This is a genomic window from Rhodococcus sp. GXMU-t2271, from assembly GCF_041414735.1.
GTDB lineage: Bacteria > Actinomycetota > Actinomycetes > Mycobacteriales > Mycobacteriaceae > Rhodococcus > Rhodococcus indonesiensis.
The window spans coordinates 38,274-58,633 of the sequence record NZ_JAUIZP010000044.1; the positions used below are offsets into that span (position 1 = coordinate 38,274).

At 71.0% G+C, this 20,360-nt stretch carries 19 protein-coding genes and 1 tRNA gene; 16 read left to right on the forward strand and 4 right to left on the reverse strand.

From position 1 onward, the window contains the following. The first annotated feature begins 51 nt into the window (after positions 1-51). On the forward strand, positions 52-1,425 hold the full coding sequence (locus QYS60_RS17180; RefSeq protein ID WP_371383737.1) for an MFS transporter: 1,374 nt from the start codon (positions 52-54) through the stop codon (positions 1,423-1,425). A gap of 70 nt (positions 1,426-1,495) precedes the next feature. Here QYS60_RS17180 and acs read toward each other — a convergent pair whose 3' ends face one another. Beyond that, positions 1,496-3,433 (reverse strand): acetate--CoA ligase, encoded by a 1,938-nt coding sequence (acs, locus tag QYS60_RS17185; protein WP_289377549.1) that lies wholly within the window; start codon positions 3,431-3,433, stop codon positions 1,496-1,498. A 203-nt stretch (positions 3,434-3,636) separates the two neighbouring features. On the opposite strand from acs, the gene QYS60_RS17190 reads away from it, so the two are divergent. Beyond that, positions 3,637-4,386: an oxidoreductase gene (locus tag QYS60_RS17190; RefSeq protein WP_371383738.1), complete on the forward strand. Its 750-nt coding sequence runs from the start codon at positions 3,637-3,639 to the stop codon at positions 4,384-4,386. A 411-nt stretch (positions 4,387-4,797) separates the two neighbouring features. Here the strand turns inward: QYS60_RS17190 and QYS60_RS17195 are convergent, their stop codons facing one another. Next, positions 4,798-5,640: an HAD-IB family hydrolase gene (locus QYS60_RS17195; protein ID WP_371383739.1), complete on the reverse strand. Its 843-nt coding sequence runs from the start codon at positions 5,638-5,640 to the stop codon at positions 4,798-4,800. Between the two features lie 345 nt (positions 5,641-5,985). On the opposite strand from QYS60_RS17195, the gene ssd reads away from it, so the two are divergent. From ssd to QYS60_RS17230, 7 genes are read left to right on the forward strand one after another with little or no spacing between them, the layout of a single operon-like run. Then, positions 5,986-7,059, forward strand: coding sequence for a septum site-determining protein Ssd (ssd, locus tag QYS60_RS17200; RefSeq protein ID WP_371383740.1), 1,074 nt, complete (start codon positions 5,986-5,988; stop codon positions 7,057-7,059). Next, the gene (locus QYS60_RS17205) at positions 7,056-8,228 is read left to right on the forward strand and encodes a TadA family conjugal transfer-associated ATPase (RefSeq protein WP_371383741.1); all 1,173 of its coding nucleotides are present in this window, start codon (positions 7,056-7,058) and stop codon (positions 8,226-8,228) included. The genes ssd and QYS60_RS17205 overlap by 4 nt, the downstream gene beginning before the upstream one ends. Next, a complete protein-coding gene (locus QYS60_RS17210) occupies positions 8,225-9,025 on the forward strand; it encodes a secretion protein F (protein WP_371383742.1) in 801 nt (266 codons plus the stop codon). Before QYS60_RS17205 ends, QYS60_RS17210 begins: the two co-directional genes overlap by 4 nt. Beyond that, entirely contained in the window at positions 8,989-9,621 is a 633-nt protein-coding gene (locus tag QYS60_RS17215) for a type II secretion system F family protein (RefSeq protein WP_371383749.1), read from the forward strand. Before QYS60_RS17210 ends, QYS60_RS17215 begins: the two co-directional genes overlap by 37 nt. A 42-nt stretch (positions 9,622-9,663) precedes the next feature. Further along, positions 9,664-9,867, forward strand: a complete 204-nt coding sequence (locus tag QYS60_RS17220; RefSeq protein ID WP_003935256.1) for a DUF4244 domain-containing protein — start codon at positions 9,664-9,666, stop codon at positions 9,865-9,867. A 17-nt stretch (positions 9,868-9,884) separates the two neighbouring features. Beyond that, complete coding sequence (locus QYS60_RS17225) at positions 9,885-10,199, forward strand: TadE family type IV pilus minor pilin (protein WP_371383750.1); 315 nt, start codon at positions 9,885-9,887, stop codon at positions 10,197-10,199. Further along, positions 10,196-10,540: an Rv3654c family TadE-like protein gene (locus QYS60_RS17230; RefSeq protein ID WP_371383743.1), complete on the forward strand. Its 345-nt coding sequence runs from the start codon at positions 10,196-10,198 to the stop codon at positions 10,538-10,540. The genes QYS60_RS17225 and QYS60_RS17230 overlap by 4 nt, the downstream gene beginning before the upstream one ends. Before the next feature lie 5 nt (positions 10,541-10,545). Here the strand turns inward: QYS60_RS17230 and QYS60_RS17235 are convergent, their stop codons facing one another. Further along, the gene (locus tag QYS60_RS17235; protein WP_371383744.1) at positions 10,546-12,891 is read right to left on the reverse strand and encodes a DEAD/DEAH box helicase; all 2,346 of its coding nucleotides are present in this window, start codon (positions 12,889-12,891) and stop codon (positions 10,546-10,548) included. A gap of 391 nt (positions 12,892-13,282) precedes the next feature. On the opposite strand from QYS60_RS17235, the gene QYS60_RS17240 reads away from it, so the two are divergent. The 4 genes from QYS60_RS17240 (at position 13,283) to QYS60_RS17255 (ending at position 17,960) form a co-directional block, all read left to right on the forward strand. After that, positions 13,283-13,486, forward strand: a complete 204-nt coding sequence (locus tag QYS60_RS17240) for a cold-shock protein (RefSeq protein WP_003935252.1) — start codon at positions 13,283-13,285, stop codon at positions 13,484-13,486. 129 nt (positions 13,487-13,615) lie between these two features. After that, positions 13,616-14,203 (forward strand): hypothetical protein, encoded by a 588-nt coding sequence (locus tag QYS60_RS17245; RefSeq protein ID WP_003935251.1) that lies wholly within the window; start codon positions 13,616-13,618, stop codon positions 14,201-14,203. A 135-nt stretch (positions 14,204-14,338) separates the two neighbouring features. After that, positions 14,339-17,254: a type I DNA topoisomerase gene (gene topA / locus QYS60_RS17250; protein ID WP_371383745.1), complete on the forward strand. Its 2,916-nt coding sequence runs from the start codon at positions 14,339-14,341 to the stop codon at positions 17,252-17,254. 31 nt (positions 17,255-17,285) lie between these two features. After that, a complete protein-coding gene (locus tag QYS60_RS17255; RefSeq protein ID WP_054374975.1) occupies positions 17,286-17,960 on the forward strand; it encodes a helix-turn-helix transcriptional regulator in 675 nt (224 codons plus the stop codon). A 4-nt stretch (positions 17,961-17,964) separates the two neighbouring features. Here the strand turns inward: QYS60_RS17255 and QYS60_RS17260 are convergent, their stop codons facing one another. Then, positions 17,965-18,351, reverse strand: a complete 387-nt coding sequence (locus QYS60_RS17260; protein WP_003935248.1) for a VOC family protein — start codon at positions 18,349-18,351, stop codon at positions 17,965-17,967. A 94-nt stretch (positions 18,352-18,445) separates the two neighbouring features. On the opposite strand from QYS60_RS17260, the gene QYS60_RS17265 reads away from it, so the two are divergent. The 3 genes from QYS60_RS17265 (at position 18,446) to QYS60_RS17275 (ending at position 20,261) form a co-directional block, all read left to right on the forward strand. Then, positions 18,446-19,633 carry a DNA polymerase III subunit delta' gene (locus tag QYS60_RS17265; RefSeq protein ID WP_003935247.1) on the forward strand — a complete coding sequence of 396 codons (1,188 nt, stop codon included), beginning with the start codon at positions 18,446-18,448 and terminating at the stop codon, positions 19,631-19,633. 65 nt (positions 19,634-19,698) lie between these two features. Continuing rightward, positions 19,699-19,771, forward strand: a tRNA-Thr gene (locus QYS60_RS17270). A 292-nt stretch (positions 19,772-20,063) separates the two neighbouring features. Beyond that, positions 20,064-20,261 carry a hypothetical protein gene (locus QYS60_RS17275; RefSeq protein WP_010595038.1) on the forward strand — a complete coding sequence of 66 codons (198 nt, stop codon included), beginning with the start codon at positions 20,064-20,066 and terminating at the stop codon, positions 20,259-20,261. Positions 20,262-20,360 lie beyond the last annotated feature (99 nt).

Genomic DNA, 20,360 nt, shown 5'->3' on the forward strand with positions numbered 1-20,360 from the left:
TCCTAGAAGCTGGGATCGTTTCCCATCATGTGAATCTCTGGAGCTGGTTTCGTGAGTACTGCCCTCGACAACACCGCCGGCCGAGACGGATCGCTGGTCGCGGGAGTACCGCGCAGCCGCATCATCGTCGCGAGTACCGTCGGCACCTCGATCGAGTTCTACGACTTCTACATCTACGCGACCGCCGCCGTCTCGGTGTTCCCGCACCTGTTCTTCCCCAAGGGCAACGGCACCACCGCCCTGCTCGCCTCGCTCGCGACGTTCGGTCTCGCGTTCGTCGCCCGCCCGGTCGGCTCGATCCTGTTCGGCCACTTCGGCGACCGCATCGGCCGCAAAGCCACCCTCGTCGGCTCGCTGCTGACCATGGGCATCGCGACCTTCCTGATCGGCATCCTGCCCACGTACCACCAGGTGGGCCTGCTGGCCCCGGCGCTGCTCGCACTCATGCGCTTCTGCCAGGGCGTCGGCCTCGGGGGCGAATGGAGCGGTGCGGCGTTGCTGGCCACCGAGACCGCCGAGAAGGGCAAGCGGGCGTGGGCCGCCATGTGGCCACAGCTGGGCGCGCCGATCGGATTCTTCCTGGCCAACGGCCTGTTCCTGATCATCACCCTGTTCCTGAACCACAACAACGCCGAGCCCGACCTGGACAGCGCGTTCCTGACGTGGGGCTGGCGGATTCCGTTCCTGCTCAGCGCGGTGATGGTGATCATCGGCCTCTACGTGCGGCTCAAGCTGGAGGAGACGCCGGTGTTCGCCCGCGCCGTCGCCGAGGGCAAGAAGGTCAAGACCCCGCTGGCCGAGGTCTTCCGGACCAGCTGGCGCCAGCTGATCATCGGCACGTTCGTGATGCTCGCGACGTACACCCTCTTCTACATCATGACGACCTGGGTGCTCAGCCACGGCACCGGGAAGACGCCCGCGCAAGGCGGTACCGGCGCCGGGTTCCAGTACTCGGACTTCCTGGTGCTGCAGCTGGTCGCGGTGCTGTTCTTCGCGGCCGCGATTCCGGTGTCCGGCCGGCTCGCCGACCGTTACGGCCGCCGCATCACCCTGCTCGTCGTCACCGGGATCATCATGGCGTTCGGCCTGACCTTCGGGATCCTGCTCGACCCGGAGGGTATGGACGAACCGCGCATGCTGCTGTTCCTGGTCGTCGGCATGATCCTGATGGGCTTCACCTTCGGTCCCATGAGCGCCGTGCTGCCCGAGCTGTTCCCCACCAACGTGCGCTACACCGGATCGGGCATCGCCTACAACGTCTCGAGCATCCTCGGCGCGGCCGTCGCCCCGTTCATCGCGACCTGGCTCGCCACGACCTACGGCGTCGGCTGGGTGGGGGTGTACCTCCTGGCCGCGGCCGCACTCACCTTCGTCGCGCTGCTCGTGATGCACGAGACCAAGGATCGCCAGCTGGACGAGGTCTAGGCCGCTCCGCGGCCGGTGTGTCCTTTGGGCTGTTGGGGCCGCCCAAAGGACACACCGGCAGCTCTGCTGCCTACTTGTTCTGGGAACGGATGGCTTCGAAGACCTTCGGGTCGACCAGGGTGGAGGTGTCGCCGAGCTCGCGGCCCTCGGCGACGTCGCGCAGCAGGCGGCGCATGATCTTGCCGGACCGGGTCTTGGGCAGTTCCGGCACGACGGAGATCTGCCGGGGCTTGGCGATCGGGGAGATCTCGGTGGAGACCTGGTTGCGCAGTTCCGCGATCAGCGCGTCGCCGGTGTTCTCCACGCCCTCGCGCAGGATGACGAACGCGACGATGCCCTGGCCGGTGGTCTCGTCGGCGGCACCGACGACGGCGGCCTCGGCGACGGCCGGGTGCCCGACGAGCGCGGATTCGACCTCCGAGGTCGAGATGCGGTGCCCGGAGACGTTCATGACGTCGTCGACGCGGCCGAGGACCCACAGGGCCCCGTCCTCGTCGTAGCGGGCGCCGTCGCCGGCGAAGTACCAGCCCTCCTCGGCGTACCGGGACCAGTAGGTGTCCTTGTACCGGTCCATGTCGCCCCAGATGCCGCGCAGCATCGACGGCCACGGCTGATCGAGCACCAGGTAGCCGTTGCCGCCGGCCCCGAGCGGGGCCGCGTTGTCGTCGACGATCTTGGCGGAGATGCCCGGCAGCGGCGCCATCGCCGAGCCCGGCTTGGTGGCGGTGATGCCCGGCAGCGGGGAGATCATGATCGCGCCGGTCTCGGTCTGCCACCAGGTGTCGACGATGGGGGCGGTGCCCGAGCCGATCACCTCCCGGAACCAGCGCCAGGCCTCCGGGTTGATCGGCTCACCGACCGACCCGAGCAGGCGGATCGAGGACAGGTCGTGCGCGTCGGGGATCTGCCGGCCCCACTTCATGAAGGTGCGGATCAGGGTCGGGGCGGTGTAGTAGATGCTCACCCCGTACTTTTCGATGATCTCGAAGTGCCGGTGCTCGTTCGGCGAGTTCGGGGTGCCCTCGTAGACGACCTGGGTCGCGCCGTTGGACAGCGGGCCGTACACGATGTAGCTGTGCCCGGTGACCCAGCCGATGTCGGCGGTGCACCAGTACACGTCCTGGCCCGGCTTGTGGTCGAACACGTAGTGGTGGGTGTACGAGGTCTGGGTCAGGTAGCCGCCGGAGGTGTGCACGATGCCCTTGGGCTTGCCGGTGGTGCCGGAGGTGTAGAGGATGAACAGCGGGTGCTCGGCGTCGAACGGCTGGGCGGTGTGCTCGGCGGAGGCCTTGTCCACCGTCTCGTGCCACCACAGATCGCGCCCGTCGGTCCAGTCGACGTCGATGCCGGTGCGCTTGACCACCAGCACGTGCTGCACCGACGCCGCCTCGGAGACCGCCTCGTCGGCGGCCGGCTTGAGCGGCGCGGCCTGGCCACGGCGCCACTGTCCGTCGACGGTGACCACCAGCTTGGCCTGCGCGTCGTCGATGCGTGAGCGCAGCGCGTGCGAGGAGAACCCGCCGAACACCACCGAGTGGGTCAGGCCCAGGCGCGCGCACGCGAGCATCGTCACGATCGCCTCGGGGATCATCGGCATGTAGATCGCCACCCGGTCGCCGGCGACCAGGCCCAGATCGGTGAAGGTGTTCGCCGCCTTGGACACCTCGGCGAGCAGATCGTTGTAGGTCAGCGAGCGCGAATCGCCGGGCTCGCCCTCGAAGTGGATCGCGACGCGGTCGCCGTTGCCGGCGAGCACGTGCCGGTCGACGCAGTTGTAGGCGACGTTGAGCTGCCCGCCGACGAACCACTTCGCCACCGGCGCCTCGGACCAGTCCAGCACCTCGGTCCACGGCGTGGCCCAGTCCAGCCGGCGGGCCTGCGTCTCCCAGAACCCGAGCCGGTCGGCGTCCGCGGCGGCCTGCAACTCGGGACCGGCGTTGGCGGTGGCGACGAACTCGGGGCTCGGTGGGTACACCTGCTGTTCGTGGTCCTGCGCTGCGCTCGTCATGGTTGCGGGGCCTCTTTCCGGTCGGTCCAAACAGTTCGGGCACCTGTGAGGGTAGTCACCTGTGACCGACATCGCACCGTTGCATACGGCTGCAACCTGCTCACTTTCGACAATCGGTCGGTCCCACGCGACGGGCGGTCGGCCTCCACGGTCAGCGGAACCGGCAGGCGGACAGTCGGCGCCGGCCGGTACCGTCGGATGCCGTGACCGACCCCTTGCAGCCCCTGCTCGACCTGCCCGGAGTGCGCGACGCCGCGGACCGGGCGCGCGACGCCCTCGCCGAGGTACACCGGCACAAGACCAACCGGCGCGGCTGGCCGAACACCGCCGCCGAGGCGTCGGTCCGGGCGGCCCGGGCCTCCGCCGTGCTCGACGGCGGATCCATGGAACTGCCGACGCCCGGGGAGGCGGGGGATCCGATTCTGGCGGGCGCACTGCGAGTGGCGCAGGCGCTCGACGGCGACGGCCTGGCCGTCATGGTGTCCACCTGGCAGCGCGCGCCCTTGCAGACCCTCGCGCGTCTGCATCTGCTCGCGGCGGCCGACCTCGTCGACGATCCGGAGCTGCTGGGCCGGCCCCGCACGGAGCCCGGCGTAGGAGAGCGGCTCGACGCCCTCGCGCAGTTGGTGACCGGCGGGACCCGCGCACCTGCCCCGGTGCTGGCCGCGGTGGTGCACGGCGAGCTGGCGGTGCTGCGTCCCTTCGGGGTGGCCGACGGCGTGATCGCCCGGGCGGCGTCCCGCCTCGTGTCGGTCGCCAGTGGGCTGGACGTGCACAATCTCGGCGTACCCGAGGTGAGCTGGATGCGTCGCGCTCAGGCCTACCGGGACGGGCTCGCCGGTTTCGAGTCGGGCACCGCGGTCGGCGTCGGTGGCTGGGTCGTCTTCTGCTGCGGTGGGCTGGAGGCGGGCGCGCGGGAGGCGACATCGATCGCGGACGCCTTCGCCGGCTAGTCCGAGCAGTGAATCAGGCTGCCCGACATCGTTTTCGGGGATCATGTGATCACATGTAAGCGGGCGACGTCGCCGAATGACTTCGGTGGCGTCGCCCGCCAGCACGGACTGCCGAGTTACCAAGCGTGCTGCGTGGGTTGTGTGTCACTGGCCTCGGCGAGTGTTCGGATATCGCTGGTTCGTCCTCGCAACGGGTGCGGGGTGCTCGCCCTCGAAGACCCGAATCTCGCAAGCCCACAACGCTTTTGCCCTTATAGTGGCATCGGCTCCGCGTGGGTGCTCGGTGTCCGTGCTGGGAAGTCCGGTCGGGAGATCGAACCTTCTCTTCCGATTCGCTCTTGGCCTTCCGTCCTTCCGTAACTCCTTTCTACTCCCGGTCTCACAGGGGGGCAAGCCCCATTTTCGGGACCGTCACCCCCGTGCCGCGAACCCGTCCCGGGGCCTCCGGCGCAACGCCAGGTACGCCGCGGCGCCCGCAGCGGCCGCGCCCGCGGTGATCGCGGCCGCCGCGGCGACCACGGTCGGCGACGTCGTGGTGAATCGGTGCAGGAGCGGCACGGGGCGGGTGAAAGTGAGTATCGGCCAACCGTTTTCGACGGCTTCGCGACGCAGTACCCGATCCGGGTTCACCGCCCGCGGATGGCCCACGGCCCGCAGCATCGGGATGTCCGTCGACGAGTCCGAGTACGCGTAGCAACGTGCGAGATCGTAGCCGTACTGCAGCGCCAGCGCCTGGATCGCCTCCGCCTTGGCCTCCCCGTAGCAGTAGAACTCCAGCTCCCCGGCGTAGCGGCCGTCCTCGATCCGCATCCGGCTCGCGGTGCTGTGCGTCGCCCCGAGCGCCGTCGCGATGGGGGTGACCACCTCCTCTCCGGACGCGGACACGATGATCACGTCGTGTCCGCGGAGCCGGTGGTCCGCGATGAGATCGGCGGCCTCGGCGAAGACCAGCGGGTCCACGATGTCGTGCAGTGTCTCGGCGACGATCGCCTTGATCTGCTCGACATCCCAGCCGGTACACATCGCCGCGATGTGGGCGCGCATGCGCTCCACCTGATCGTGATCGGCGCCGGAGAGCATGAACAGGAACTGGGCGTAGCTGCTCTTGAGCACCGCCCGCCGGTTGAGGAGCCCCTGGGCGAAGAAGGGCTTGCTGAAGGCGAGCGCGCTGGACTTCGCGATGATGGTCTTGTCGAGATCGAAGAAGGCGGCGATTCGGCCGGACGGGGTCGGGGCCACGGTCGTATCGGTCACGGCACCACAATAGGTGCGGCTGCACCTTCCCGGCACGCCCCGTGACGCGGCCGGTCGTCGGGCACCGCCACCTGCATGGAACACGCGACGGTTGAACTTGCAAATATCAGGTCCCGGCGTAGTATCGACTTCACCTGGACATAGTCCAGGGGGTGTTCAGCCCGACCCCCCGGGGCTGAACATGACGACCCTCGCCTCCTCCCCCCCTGGCGAGGGTCGTCCTCTGTTCCGGGACTTTTCCGGAGCCGAGAGGGTTCATCCACAGGCGGCGCATTCATCCACAGATTCGCCGATTCGCTCCGTCTCCGCTTCCGGCAGGCCCGCTGGGCCCGCAAGCTGAGCGCCATGAACGACGTCCTGGCCCTCGTCGACGATCCCGCCCTGACGGCGAGTCTGCACCGCGTGGCGGCCGCCACCGACCGCACCGTCGGCGCGGCGGCGACGCCACCGCCGCGCAGAACCTGGCTCGACGCGGGACTCGTCGTGGTCGACCGGAGCGCAGCCCTGCTCTGCGCGCAGCAGCTCCCCCGTCGCGGCGGAATCGTCCTGGTCACCGCCGGCGGGGCCGACCTCCCTGATTGGCAGGCGGCCACCGCCGTCGGGGCCGAACACGTCGTCGGCCTGCCCGACGACGAAGTCGAACTGCTCACCGTGCTCGGCACCGCTGCCGAACCCGACACCGGCGGTGGACACGTCGTCGCCGTACTCGGCGGTTGCGGCGGGGCCGGCGCCTCCACGTTCGCGGCCGCCCTGGCATGGACCGTCGCCGCCTTCCGACGTAGTGCGGGGGCACTCCTCGTCGACGGTGATCCCTTGGGTGGAGGATTGGACGTCCTCACCGGAATCGAGGAGCGGCCGGGCGTCCGCTGGTCCGGCCTCGCCGTCGATCGGGGCCGGCTCTCGGCCCGGTCCCTGCGGGACGCGGTGCCCGAATGGCTCCCGGGACTCGGCGTGCTGTCCGCAGATCGCGAGTCCACGTCCGAACCGGCCCCCGCTGCCGTCACCGCGGTGCTCGACACCGTCCGCCGTTCGGGCGACGTGGTGGTGTGCGACGTGCCGCGCAGCCGCGGGCCGGCCGCCGAGGCGATGGTGGCGGCCGCCGACCTGGCCGTGCTGGTGGTCCCCGCCCGTGTGCGTGCCGCCCTCGCCGCGGGACGGGTCGCCGGCTGGGTCGCCGACCAGAACACCAACCAGGGAATCGTCGTGCGCGGCCCGGCCCCCGGCGGACTGCGCGGCCGCGACGTCGCCGAGGTGGTGGGGTTGCCGCTGCTCGCCACGATGCGCGCGCAGCCGGGCCTTGCCGAGACACTCGAACGCGGTGGACTGCGGATCGGACGTCGTTCGCCTCTCGTCCACGCCGCCGAGTCGGTCCTCGACGTGCTGGGCGGTCCCGAGCCGGGATCGCGGTGGGCAGCATGAGCGCCGTCCTCACCGCCGAGCTGCTCGACCGGGTCCGCGAACGTCTCGCGACGGAGGCCGGCGAGCCCACACCGGACCGGGTCGCCGCCGCGTTGCGCGCCGAATCCGGCGGTGTCCTCGGCGATTTCGATCTGCTCACGGCCCTGCGGCACCTGCAGACCGAGCTGTCCGGCGCCGGACCGCTCGAAGCGCTGCTCGCCGAACCCGGCGTCACCGACGTACTCGTCACCGCCCCCGACCGCGTCTGGGTCGACCGCGGCGGCGGGCTGCGGCTCACTCCCGTCGCCTTTCCCGACGAGGCGTCGGTGCGGCGACTGGCCCAGCGCCTCGCGCTGTTCGCGGGGCGGCGGCTCGACGACGCCCAACCGTGGGTCGACGGCCGGCTGCCCGGGCACGGCGAATTCGGGGTCCGCCTGCATGCCGTCCTCGCGCCCGTCGCACAGGGCGGCACGTGTCTGTCGCTGCGGGTGCTGCGGCCCGCCACCCAGGGACTCGACGCGCTGCGCGATCGCGGCGCCGTCGACCCGCACGCGTACGGGTTGCTGCGCCGGATCGTCGCCGCCCGGCTCGCCTTCCTCGTCGTCGGAGGTACGGGGGCGGGCAAGACCACCCTGCTCGCGGCGCTGCTCGGCACCGTGGATCCGGGCGAGCGGATCGTGTGCGTCGAGGACGCGGCGGAACTGGCGCCCGCCCATCCCCACGTCGTGCGGCTCGTCGCGCGGGCCGCGAACGTCGAGGGGGTCGGGGAGGTCGCGGTGCGCGATCTCGTCCGGCAGGCGCTGCGAATGCGACCCGACCGCATCGTCGTCGGTGAGGTGCGCGGCGCCGAGGTCGTGGATCTGCTGACAGCGCTGAACACCGGTCACGACGGGGGTGCGGGCACCGTGCACGCCAATTCTCCGGACGAGGTGCCGGCGCGGCTCGAAGCCCTCGCCGCGCTCGGCGGCCTGGACCGCGCCGCCCTGCACAGTCAGCTCGTCGCAGCGGTGCAGGTGGTCCTGCACGTGCACCGCACCCCCGACGGCACCCGTCGGCTGACGGAGATCGGTGTCGTGCAGCGGGACGAGGTCTCGGGGGTCGTCGTCGCACCCGCGTGGACCCACGGGCGCGGCACGCAGGCCGGCATGGACCGGCTCGAACAGCTCTTCCGGCGGCGGGAGGCGCCGTGACCGCGACCACCTTGTGCCTGGCCGCGGCCCTGCTGGTCGCACCGGCGACGGTCGCCGCGCCGCGCCTGCGGTCGTTGCGCACGACAGTCGTCGCCGGACGGCCGTGGCGACCGCCGCAGGAGGTGACGGCAGTGCTGTGCGTCCTCCCGGTGTTGTCGGTCGGCGTCGCGCCGGCCGTCGCGGCGGCGATCGTCGCGGGCACCACCGTGCGCCGGGTACGGCGACGCCGCCGGGACCGAGCCCGTGACGCCGAACAGCGGGCCCTGCTCGCCGGTCTCGAAACCGTCGTCGCCGAGCTGGAGGTGGGCACCCATCCGGCCGACGCGTGTGCGACGGCGGCACGGGAGACGACCGGGCCCACTGCCGACGCCTTCCGCGTCGCGGCGGCGCGGGCACGGCTCGGCGGAAGCGCGGCCGACGGCCTGCGTGCGGTAGCCCGCGCGACGGAGCCGTCCGGAATCGCCGCGTCGCTCGATCGGGTCGCCGGGGCCTGGGAGGTGTCCGACCGGTACGGGCTGGCGCTGGCGCAACTCCTCGCGGCCGCACGAGCGGATCTGTCCGGTCGTATGCGTCTGCGCTCACGCACCGAGGCGGGCCTGGCGGGGGCCCGCGCGACGGCGGCGGTGCTCGCGGCTTTGCCGGCGCTCGGTGTGGCGCTCGGGCAGATGATGGGGGCGGCGCCGGTGTCGGTGCTGCTCGGCGACGGTCTCGGCGGGGTGCTGCTGGTGGTGGGCACCGTGCTGGCGTGCGCCGGACTGCTGTGGACCGATCGGATCGCGACGCGGGCGGCATCGTGACGGTAGCGCTGGTGTGCCTGGCCGCGGCACTCGTGATCCTGCCGGACCTGCGGACGCGACGGTGCCGGACCGCCGGGGCCGCGACCCCCGGGGGAGCCACCGGATCCGGCGGCACCCCGGACGACCCGCATGCCGTGCCGGCCGCATTCGACCTGATGGCCGCCTGCCTGCGTGCCGGCCTTCCGACGGCGACGGCGGCCCGGGCGGTGGCCGATTCGGCGCCGCCGGCGCTCGCACTGGCCCTGCGACGGGGCGCCGACCGGCTCGAGCTCGGGGCCGCGCCGTCGGACGCGTGGAGCGGTCTCGGTGAGGCGACGGCCGACGGATCCGACGACGAGACGGAGGCGCTGGAGGCCTTCGCCCGCGCCGCGCGGCGATCGGCACGATCCGGCGCGCCGCTGTCGGGCATCGTCGCCGAGGTGGCGGAACGGCAGCGCGAACGAGCGGAGGACCGGGCGGCTGCAGCCGTCGAGCGCGCCGGGGTTCTGGTCAGCGGCCCCCTGGGCCTGTGCTTCCTGCCGGCGTTCGTGTGCCTGGGCATCGTGCCCGTCGTGATCGGGCTCGCGGGCCGCGTGCTCGGTGAGGGGCTGTTGTGAGATGTCGGTGCGGACGGTCCGCGCCGGAGAAGGGGAGGAACCATGGTAGGCAACGGGATTCGTGTGATCGTGCAACGGCTGAGCGGTGCTGTCGCTGCGGAGGACGGGATGTCCACCGCGGAGTACGCGATCGGCACGATCGCAGCGGCGGCGTTCGGGGCCGTGCTCTACACGGTCGTCACCGGCGACAACATCGTCACTGCGCTCACCGGCATCGTCGAGCGCGCACTGAATACGGCGGTGTGAGCGGGGACGACGGTGGGGTGACCGTCGAGGCGGCGATCGCCCTCACCACACTGGTGAGCGTTCTCGTGCTGTGTCTCGGTGCGGTGCTGTGCGTTTCGAGCCAGCTCCGATGTCAGGACGCGGCACGGGAGGCCGCCCGGCTCACGGCCCGCGGCGACGGGGCGCGGGCGGTGGAGGTGGCGGCGCGGATCGCGCCGGAGGGCGCACGGATCTCCGTGCGCCCCGACGGGGACCTCGTCGTGGCGACGGTGACAGCGGACGGTCCGCTGCTGCCGGCGGTGACGCTCACCGCGGAGGCCGTGGCGGCGTTCGAACCGGAAGTGGCGCAGTGACATTCCGGGACGATCGGGGAAGCGCGAGTGTGGTGGGGTGTTTCGTTGCGGTCGCGCTGATCGCGGTCACCGGGCTGCTCGTACAGATCGGTGCGGGGGTCGCGACGCGGCATCGGGCGCAGGGAGCGGCCGACCTGGCGGCCCTCGCGGTGGCCGGCGCACTCGACCGCGGGGCGGGTACCGCCTGCGCGGAGGCGAACCGGATCGCGGCGCGGATGCGGGTGCAGGTGCGTTCGTGCACCGTCGACGGCTGGGACGCCGTCGTCGAGGTCGAGGCCGCGGTGTCGCTGCCGGGCGGGCGGCAGGCCCGGGCGATCGCGCGGGCGGGACCGGTCGAGTGAGTCGGTCAGGCGAGGGCGTCGAGCACCGCGCCCAGCAGCGCGATCGCGCCGGCTTTGTCGAGCGGGTCGTTGCCGTTGCCGCATTTGGGGGAGTACACGCACGACGGGCACCCGGCGGCGCACTCGCAGGCCGTCACGGCCGCGCGGGTCGCACCGAGCCATTCGGCGAGGCGCGCGTAACCGCGGTCGGCGAAGCCCGCGCCGCCGGGATGCCCGTCGTAGACGAAGACGGTGGGCAGCCCGGTGTCCGGGTGCACGGCCGTGGACACACCGCCGATGTCCCAGCGGTCGCACGTCGCCACCAACGGCAGCAGCCCGATCGCGGCATGCTCGGCGGCGTGCAGCGCGCCGGGTACCCGCTCCGGTCCGATTCCGCTCCGGTCGAGCAGTTCGGGGGTGACGGTGTACATCACTGCGCGCGTGGGCAGACACTGCGACGGCATGTCGAGTTCGGTGCTGTCGAGAACCTCGCCCGACGGCAGCCGCCGCAGGTAGGAGACCACCTGATGGGTCACCTCCACCTCGACGAGGGCCACGGTCACCGGGCCGAGCGAGCGCTGCTCCGTCACGGCGGTCACGACGATGTCGGTGATCTCCCGTGCGGACGTGGACCATTCGGGGTCCTCGGAGTGCACGAGCGCGATCCCGTCGTCGAGGTGCAACTCGTCGACGACGAACGACTCGCCGCGGTGCAGGTACACCGCGCCCGGATGCACGGTCGCCGGCGCGCGGCCGCCGTCGACGGTGCCGAGCATCCGTCCGGTGTCCGATTCGACGATGGCGATCTGGGTGCCGATGCCGCCGCGGATATCGATGTCGGAGTGCGGACGGGTGTCGGGGGTGACGAACCAGCCGTGCGGGCGCCGCCGGATCGCGCCCTGGGCGGCCAGGGCGGCGAGTACGTCGGCCGCACCGAACTCCTCGACCTCGGCATCGGTGAGCGGCAGCTCGAGCGCGGCGCACAGCAGTTGCGGACCGAGCACGTACGGGTTGGTGGGATCGGTGACCGTCGCCTCGACGGGCTTGTCGAGCAGCGCCGCCGGATGGTGCACGAGGTAGGTGTCGAGGGGATCGTCGCGGGCGACGAGCACGACCAGCGATCCCGCGCCGCGGCGGCCGGCCCGGCCGGCCTGCTGCCAGAACGACGCGACGGTGCCCGGGAATCCGGCGACGACGACGGCGTCGAGGCCGGCGATGTCCATGCCGAGTTCGAGTGCGTTGGTGCTGGCGGCACCGAGCAGGCGACCGTCCGCCAGAGCCGCCTCGAGCTCGCGCCGCTCCTCGGCGAGGTAGCCGGCGCGGTACGCGGCGACACGATCGACGAGTTCGGGGGCGGCCTCGGCGAGCAGCCGCTGCGCGCCGAGCGCGGTGAGCTCGGCACCGCGCCGGGACCGTACGAAGGCGAGGGTGCGGGCACCTTCGACGACGAGGTCGGCGAGGATGCGCGCCGCCTCGGTTCCGGCGGCGCGGCGCACCGGGGCGCCGTTCTCACCGGTCACCTGCTCGAGCAGTGGCGGTTCCCACAGCGCGACAGTGCGCGGCCCGTGCGGGGAGCCGTCCTCGGTCACCTCCCGGCAGGGCGCGCCGACGAGCCGGGACGCCGCGGCGCCGGGGTCGGCGGTCGTGGCGGAGGCGAGGACGAAGACCGGTCGGGCGCCGTAGCGTGCGACGATCCGTCGCAGCCGGCGCAGTACCAGAGCCACGTTGGAGCCGAAGACGCCGCGATAGGAGTGGCACTCGTCGACCACGACGTAGCGCAGTCGCCGGAAGAACCGGGACCAGCGGGCGTGCCCGGGCAGCATCGACATGTGCAGCATGTCGGGGTTGGTGAAGATCCATCGCGAGTGGCTGCGCGCCCACTGCCGCAGTTCGGTGGAGGTGTCGCCGTCGTAGGCACACGCGTGCACCCGACCGAGTTCGGGTTCGGCGGTGGTCACGTCGGTGACGGCGCGCAACTGGTCCGCACAGAGTGCCTTCGTGGGGGAGAGGTACAGCGCGGTGGCGTGCGGGTCCTCGACGAGTGCGGTGAGCACGGGCAACTGGTAGGCGAGGGACTTGCCCGAGGCGGTGCCGGTGGAGACGACGACGTGCTCCCCGCCGGTGGCGAGGTCGGCGGCCGCCCTCTGGTGGCTCCACGGCTGGGGCACGCCCGTCGCGCGCAGGGCTCGGACGACGGCGTCGGACGCCCAGTCCGGCCAGTCGGTGTGCCGCACGTCGCGGGCGGGCAGTTCCGCGCTGTGGGTGAGGGGGTGCTCCGAGGCCGGCGTGCCCGCGAGAACTCGTTCGAGCAGTTCGTGGCCGAAGCTCGTCGGCCCGTCGCCGACGGGACGGCGGTGCGGCGAGCTGGTCACACGGGTACTCCGGAGGATGCGGTCGGGATGGGAAACCAGCGTAGTCGGCCGTCGTTCCCGGCGTTCGGTCGGTGTCCGGCCCGCGCGCGGGTTAACATCGATGTAACCGTACCGACGAGTAATCGTACCGTCGGTATGTACAAGATCAAATTTTCGGGCGAATTGTGCGCCCTCCTACTGTTGTCGGCGCCCGGAACGTGGTTCACTGACATCGGTCGCAGCTTCTGTGTTCGGTGACTTGAGAAAGTGCACGGCTCGCAGGATCGATGGTTGCGAGCGCGGTGCTTTGCTCTTCCTGTGGGGGGATCAAGAAGTACAGCGGTCGGAACCGGCCCGGCGGCTCGCTCGCCCGCGAACCGCCGCATCCGGTGTTAGAAAGAGAAGGAAAAGCATGGCACAGGGCACTGTGAAGTGGTTCAACGCGGAGAAGGGCTTCGGCTTCATCGCTCCCGAGGACGGCTCCGCCGACGTTTTCGTCCACTACTCGGAAATCCAGGGCAGCGGCTTCCGCACCCTGGAGGAGAACCAGCGCGTGGAGTTCGAGGTCGGCCAGGGCACCAAGGGCCCGCAGGCCACCGGCGTTCGCGCGCTCTGATCGTCGACGCTCCTGCCGGAGCGTGACGTGACTCGGTCCGCAAGGACCGAAGCCTCGATCGTCCCCCGTCACCATCGGTGATGGGGGACGATCTGTTTCTGCGGGAGGCAGCGAAGGAAGGACGGGGGAGTGAGTCAACTGTCGTTCTTCGGGGCCGAGGAGATGCCACCGGACCCGGCCGACCTCGGTGGTCTGCTGGCGGCGCACGGGCACGCGGTGGTCTCCGGCGACGGCGCGCGGATCTCGGTGGTCGTGGACGAGCCGTGGCGGGCGGACGCGATCGCGGAACTGATGGCGCAGGCCGCGCTGTCCCCGGAGGTGACCCGCACGGACGAGGGACATCCGCTGGTGCGCACCGCCGCCCTGCCCGAACTGGTCCCGATCGCGGCCGAATGGACGCGGGGCGCGGTGAAGGCGGTGCCGGCGGGATGGGTGCCGGGTTCGCGAGCCCTGCGGGCGTGGGTGCTCGCGGCCGGTCGTGTCGAGGTCGAGGGCGAACGCTACGTTCTGGGGCTGGATCCGCACGCCCCGGACACCCACGCGGTGCTGGCCCAGTCGCTGATGCGTGCCGGGATCGCGCCGACGCTGATCGGCACCCGTGGCGCCGGACCGGGCCTGCGGGTGTCCGGGAGACGGCGATTGACGCGTCTCGTCGAGAACATCGGGGCGCCCCCGGACGACCCCCGCGCGCGGCAGATCTGGCCACGCGTGCAGTAGGCGCCGCATCACACGTGACAGGCCTTCCGTTGCAGGTGTGCGACCCTGTGTATGGCCGCGTCCGGGGAACGGGTCGGTATACATGTCTTCAGAGAAGCGGGACATGTCAGCGAACAGGGAAGGTGCGGCAGCGCTGTGGCAGCACGGGACAACAGCACGTCGAACGGCTCGTCGGGCACGCGTCGGCTCGTCATCGTCGAGTCCCCGACCAAGGCGAAGAAGATCGCGCCCTACCTGGGCCGCGACTACGTCGTCGAGGCGTCCGTCGGGCACATCCGCGACCTGCCCCGCGGGGCCGCCGACGTGCCGGCCAAGTACAAGGGCGAGTCGTGGGCCCGCCTCGGCGTGAACGTCGACCACGGTTTCGAGCCGCTGTACGTCGTCAGTCCCGAGAAGAAGTCCAAGGTCACCGAGCTGAAGGGGCTGCTGAAGGACGCCGACGAGCTGTACCTCGCGACCGACCCCGACCGGGAGGGCGAGGCCATCGCCTGGCACCTGCTCGAGACGCTCAAGCCGAAGGTCCCGGTCCGCCGGATGGTGTTCCACGAGATCACCGAGCCGGCCATCAGAGCCGCCGCGGAGCACACCCGCGACCTCGACAACAACCTGGTCGACGCGCAGGAGACCCGCCGGATCCTCGATCGCCTCTACGGCTACGAGGTCAGTCCGGTGCTGTGGAAGAAGGTCATGCCGCGGCTGTCGGCGGGCCGCGTGCAGTCCGTCGCCACCCGGGTCATCGTCCAGCGCGAACGTGAGCGCATGGCTTTCCGGTCTGCGACGTACTGGGACATCGCCGCCACCCTCGACGCCGGCGCCGACGCGAGCCCCCGATCGTTCGGGGCGCGGCTCGTCGGTGTCGACGGCGCCCGCGTCGCCGCCGGCCGCGATTTCGGTGCCGACGGCCAGTTGAAGTCCACCGGCGTCGTCGTGCTCGACGAGGCGTACGCGCGACGGCTCGCCGACGCTCTGCACGGCGTGGACCTGACGGTGACGTCGGTCGAGAGCAAGCCGTACACGCGCAAGCCGTACGCCCCGTTCATGACGTCGACGCTGCAGCAGGAGGCGGGCCGCAAGCTGCGGTTCTCGTCCGAGCGCACGATGCGCATCGCCCAGCGCCTGTACGAGAACGGCTACATCACGTACATGCGTACCGACTCGACGACCCTGTCCGAGAGCGCGATCGCCGCCGCCCGGGCGCAGGCCACCGAGTTGTACGGCGCGGAGTACGTGCACGCCACCCCGCGGCAGTTCACCCGCAAGGTCAAGAACGCGCAGGAGGCCCACGAGGCGATCCGCCCGGCCGGCGACGTGTTCGCCACGCCCGGCGAACTGCACTCGCGTCTCGACACCGACGAGTACCGCCTCTACGAACTCATCTGGCAGCGCACCGTCGCCTCCCAGATGGCCGACGCGCGGGGCACGACCCTGACGCTGCGCATCACCGGCACCGCCGCGAGCGGCGAGGAATGCACGTTCTCGTCGTCCGGCCGCACCATCACCTTCCCCGGCTTCCTGAGGGCGTACGTCGAGAGCGTCGACGAGGAAGCCGGCGGCCAGTCCGACGACGCCGAATCCCGGCTGCCGAACCTGTCCGAGGGGCAGCGCGTCACCGCGACGAAGCTCGATCCGGACGGTCACTCGACCAATCCGCCGGCTCGCTACACCGAGGCCAGCCTGATCAAGGCCCTCGAGGACCTCGGCATCGGCCGGCCGTCGACGTACGCGTCGATCATCAAGACCATCCTCGACCGCGGCTACGTCTACAAGCGGGGTAGCGCCCTGGTCCCGTCGTGGGTGGCGTTCGCGGTCATCGGGCTCCTCGAGGCGCATTTCGGGCGCCTCGTCGACTACGGGTTCACCGCTGCCATGGAGGACGACCTCGACGAGATCGCGGGCGGTCACGAGCAGCGCACCGACTGGCTGTCGAGCTTCTACTTCGGTGGCGCCCACGGAGCCGAGAACTCGGTGGCGCGCGAGGGCGGCCTGAAGAAGATGGTGGGGGAGAACCTCGAGGACATCGACGCCCGCGAGATCAATTCCATCCGGTTGTTCGACGACGCCGAGGGACGGGAGATCCGCGTGCGCGTCGGCCGGTTCGGCCCCTACCTCGAGCGGATGGTTGCCGATCCCGACGCGCCCGACGGGGAACCGGTCTCCCAGCGCGCGAACCTGCCCGACGACCTGCCGCCGGACGAGCTGACGCTCGAGTATGCGGAGAAGCTGTTCTCGACCCCGCAGGAGGGCCGGGTCCTCGGCGCCGACCCGGTCACCGGCAACGAGATCGTCGCGCGGGAGGGCCGCTTCGGTCCGTATGTGACAGAGTTGCTGCCGGAGCCGGAACCCGACATCACGCCGATCCCGGTCGAGGAATCGCCCGCGGCGGGCGGCACCGCCACCACCGCCACGGCCGTGGCGAAGAAGGCTGCGAAGAAGGCACCGGCGAAGAAGGCCACCAAGAAGGCGGCCGGTCCCAAGCCGCGGACGGCGTCGCTGCTCAAGTCGATGGAACTGTCGACGGTGACGCTCGAGGACGCACTGCGGCTGCTGTCGTTGCCGCGGGTCGTCGGGGTCGACCCTGCGACGGGTGAGGAGATCACCGCCCAGAACGGTCGCTACGGCCCGTACCTGAAGAAGGGCACCGACTCGCGGTCGCTGGCGAACGAGGAACAGATGTTCACCGTCACCCTCGAGGAGGCGCTGAAGATCTACTCCGAGCCGAAACGACGCGGACGGCAGGCCGCTGCCACGCCGCCGCTGCGGGAACTGGGCACCGATCCGGTCAGCGGCAAGCCGATGGTGATCAAGGACGGCCGCTTCGGCCCGTACGTCACGGACGGCGAGACCAACGCGAGCCTCCGCAAGGGCGACGAGGTCGACAGCATCACCGACGAGCGGGCCTCCGAGCTGCTCGCGGATCGTCGTGCCCGCGGTCCGGCGAAGAAGACCGCCAAGAAGACCGCTGCGAAGAAGGCCCCCGCGAAGAAGACGGCAGCGAAGAAGACCGCGGCCAAGAAGACGACTGCGAAGAAGACCGCCGCCAAGAAGGAGTGACCTCCGGGGTACGGCGTCATATCCTCGCCGTGTGTACCGCGAAGCGGCGTCCGGCATACCCGGTGTGCTCGTGTGGACGGCGACGAGGACCGCGGATTCGGCGGGAACGTCCGTGCTGCCCGACGGTTGCACGGACCTGATCTGGCACGAGGACGGCCTCCTCGTCGCCGGACCGGACACCCGAGCGCAGTTCTCCGACCTGGGTACCCGCCGTGACCTGACCGCCGTGCGTTTCGGCCCCGGCGTGGGGCCGGCGGTGCTCGGCGTGGACGCGGCCGAGTTACGCGACGCACGCGTACCGCTGGACCACATCCGGCCCGGCGCACACGTTCGTCGCCTGGTGTCGGACGCGGAGTCCGACCCGGTCGGTGCGCTTCTGCGCGAGACCCGGCGCCGTCTGGACGGCGTCGACCGCAGCGTCGAGACGGGCATCGCGGCGCAGCTCGGTGCCGGCGCGTCCGTCGCCGAGGTGGCGGGCTCGGCGGGCTGGAGTGTGCGCCGGCTGCACCGGCACGCGCTGCGCGCGTACGGCTACGGACCGAAGACGCTGGCACGAGTGCTGCGGTTCCGCCGGGCGGTCGGTCTCGCCCGCACCGGCCGACCGTTCGCCGACGTCGCGGCCGAGTGCGGCTTCAGCGACCAGGCTCATCTCGCACGGGAGGTCCGCGCCCTCTCCGGTACCACGCTCGGTGCGCTCCTCGGCTGAGCGGTCACCCGGGCAGGGACGCGAACAGTTCGATGCTGTGCCCGTCGGGATCGTGGACGCTCGCGTAGCGCTGCTTCCAGAACGCGTCCCACGGTTCGAGCGCGCTCGTGCATCCCGCCTCCAGCAAGTCGCGGTACGTCGCATCCACGCCTGCCGGTGAACCGCAGTCGAAGGCGAGCGCAGGGCCACCCGTTCCCGGCCGGAAGTCCGGATGGAAGGACCGGACCGACTCGACGGTGTCCCATGCCAAGCGGAGCCCACCTGGGAGTGTCGTTTCGAAGTGGGGTTCGTCGGTACCGGCAGGAAGGTCCAGCCCGAGGCGTCGATAGCAGTCGAAGGAACGGGTCATGTCGGCGACGACGAGCCCGACCAGGGCGAGTTGTGCAGTCATACCGGTGACGCTAGGTCGCGGTGACGTCACCGTCTTGAAGGTTTCGGACGGCCGACGCCTCGGCGGCGTCGGAGCCGGTCGCTACGCTGAGGCCATGCCCGGTGTCTTCGAACGTCTCGTCGGTCAGCGCGACGTGGAGACCGAACTGATCGCCGCAGCCACCGCGGCGCGCGGCGGTGGGGCCGGTTCCCGGATGACGCACTCGTGGCTGTTCACCGGCCCTCCCGGTTCCGGGCGGTCGATCGCGGCGCTCTGCTTCGCCGCTGCCCTGCAGTGCACCGATCCCGATGTCCCGGGTTGCGGTCGCTGCCACGCGTGCAGCACCACCATGGCCGGTACCCACGGCGACGTCCGTCGGGTCGTTCCCGAGGGGCTCACGATCAGTGTCAAGGCGATGCGCGACATCGTCAGGACCGCGTCGCGTCGTCCGAGCACCGGGCAGTGGCAGGTAGTGGTGATCGAGGATGCGGACCGTCTCACCGAGGGCGCCGCGAACGCACTGCTCAAGGTCGTCGAGGAACCGCCCGAGCGCACGGTGTTCCTCCTGTGCGCGCCGTCCGTCGATCCACAGGACATCTCCGTGACCCTGCGTTCCCGATGCCGGCACGTCGCGCTCGTCACGCCCAACACGGACGCAATCGCCCGGGTGCTGCGCGAACGCGACGGACTCGACTCCGAGACCGCGAACTGGGCTGCGTCGATCAGCGGGGGCCACGTGGGGCGGGCCCGACGTCTGGCCACCGACGAGACCGCTCGCACCAGCCGTCGACGTGCGCTGGATCTGGCCGCGGCCGTACTCCGCCCGGCCACCACGTACACCGCTGCGGACGAGCTGGTGCAGCGTGCGGAGGCGGAAGCCAAGGAGATCAGCGCCACGCGCGACGAACGGGAGACCGAGGAACTTCGGACCGCTCTCGGCGCCGGAGGCACCGGTAAGGGTGCAGCCGGGGCGCTCCGGGGCGCGGCGGGCGTCCTCAAGGACCTCGAACGCACCCAGAAGTCCCGACGTACCCGGACCGAGCGCGACATCATGGACCGCGCTCTCATCGATCTGGCCGGTCTGTACCGGGATGCGCTGGCACGTTCCCTGGGCGCTTCCGGCACCGCCAATCATCCCGACATGGCCGAGCGTGCCGCCGACCTGGCGTCGCGTGCCCGGCCGGAGGCGCTGCTGACCTGCATCGAGGCGATCCTCGAGTGCCGCGAGGTCCTCGCGCAGAACGTCAAGCCGCGCTTCGCGGTGGCCGCGATGGCGGCCCGGTTGAGCTCGGCCTTCCGGTAGGCGACGACGGGTGGTTTGCATTGGGCAGGGGGGTAGGCGCTAGACTCGTGCGCGCCGTCAGGCACGCTGCCTTAGCTCAGTCGGTAGAGCATTTCACTCGTAATGAAAAGGTCGCGAGTTCGATTCTCGCAGGCAGCTCCGAACGACGAAGGCCCTCCATCCCGAACGCGGATGGAGGGCCTTTGTCGTCGTGCGCACGTGCATTCTGCGGTCCGGTCGCCCCGGGCAAAAGTCGCCCGCCGCTGCGCTGCGTGCCGGATGATGGCGGGTGTGCTCCTGGAGATCTTCTCGATCGTTCTGATCGTCGGCGCCCTGGTCGTTCTCATCCCCACCGCGGTGCGCGTGTTCCGCCGGCGCGACGACGACCACTAGGCCGATCGTCGCTGCTCGGCACCCCGCTCAAGCGTCGCCGGCTCAGTACACTCGAACTATGAGTGAGTCGTTGAAGGAGCGGGTGCGAGCGAAGATTCTGCGCCAGCGCGGAGAAGACGGCGGGCGCCCCCTCGGGGACGCAGAAGGGGACAACCCCCGGCTCATCGACATCGGCCTCGATCTGGCACTGCTGGACCAGGCCGCCGAGGGAGACCCCGTTGTGGAAGAGCTGGCCGTGAAGTACTGGGTGCCCTGATGTCGTCCGGAAAAGCGGTTTGACCAGGCGATTTGGTAAGTCGCGCAATGTTCACGTAACTTATTCCAGGTCAGAGCGACACGGACACCGACCCGGCCC

What these genes read in the sequence shown, in the direction of transcription:
- QYS60_RS17205 (WP_371383741.1), top strand. Translation starts at nt 7,056, where the DNA reads ATGAGCGCCGTCCTCACCGCCGAGCTGCTCGACCGGGTCCGCGAACGT.
- QYS60_RS17275 (WP_010595038.1), top strand. Translation starts at nt 20,064, where the DNA reads ATGAGTGAGTCGTTGAAGGAGCGGGTGCGAGCGAAGATTCTGCGCCAG.
- acs (WP_289377549.1), bottom strand. Translation starts at nt 3,433, where the DNA reads ATGACGAGCGCAGCGCAGGACCACGAACAGCAGGTGTACCCACCGAGC.
- QYS60_RS17265 (WP_003935247.1), top strand. Translation starts at nt 18,446, where the DNA reads ATGCCCGGTGTCTTCGAACGTCTCGTCGGTCAGCGCGACGTGGAGACC.
- QYS60_RS17260 (WP_003935248.1), bottom strand. Translation starts at nt 18,351, where the DNA reads ATGACTGCACAACTCGCCCTGGTCGGGCTCGTCGTCGCCGACATGACC.
- ssd (WP_371383740.1), top strand. Translation starts at nt 5,986, where the DNA reads ATGAACGACGTCCTGGCCCTCGTCGACGATCCCGCCCTGACGGCGAGT.
- QYS60_RS17220 (WP_003935256.1), top strand. Translation starts at nt 9,664, where the DNA reads ATGGTAGGCAACGGGATTCGTGTGATCGTGCAACGGCTGAGCGGTGCT.
- QYS60_RS17240 (WP_003935252.1), top strand. Translation starts at nt 13,283, where the DNA reads ATGGCACAGGGCACTGTGAAGTGGTTCAACGCGGAGAAGGGCTTCGGC.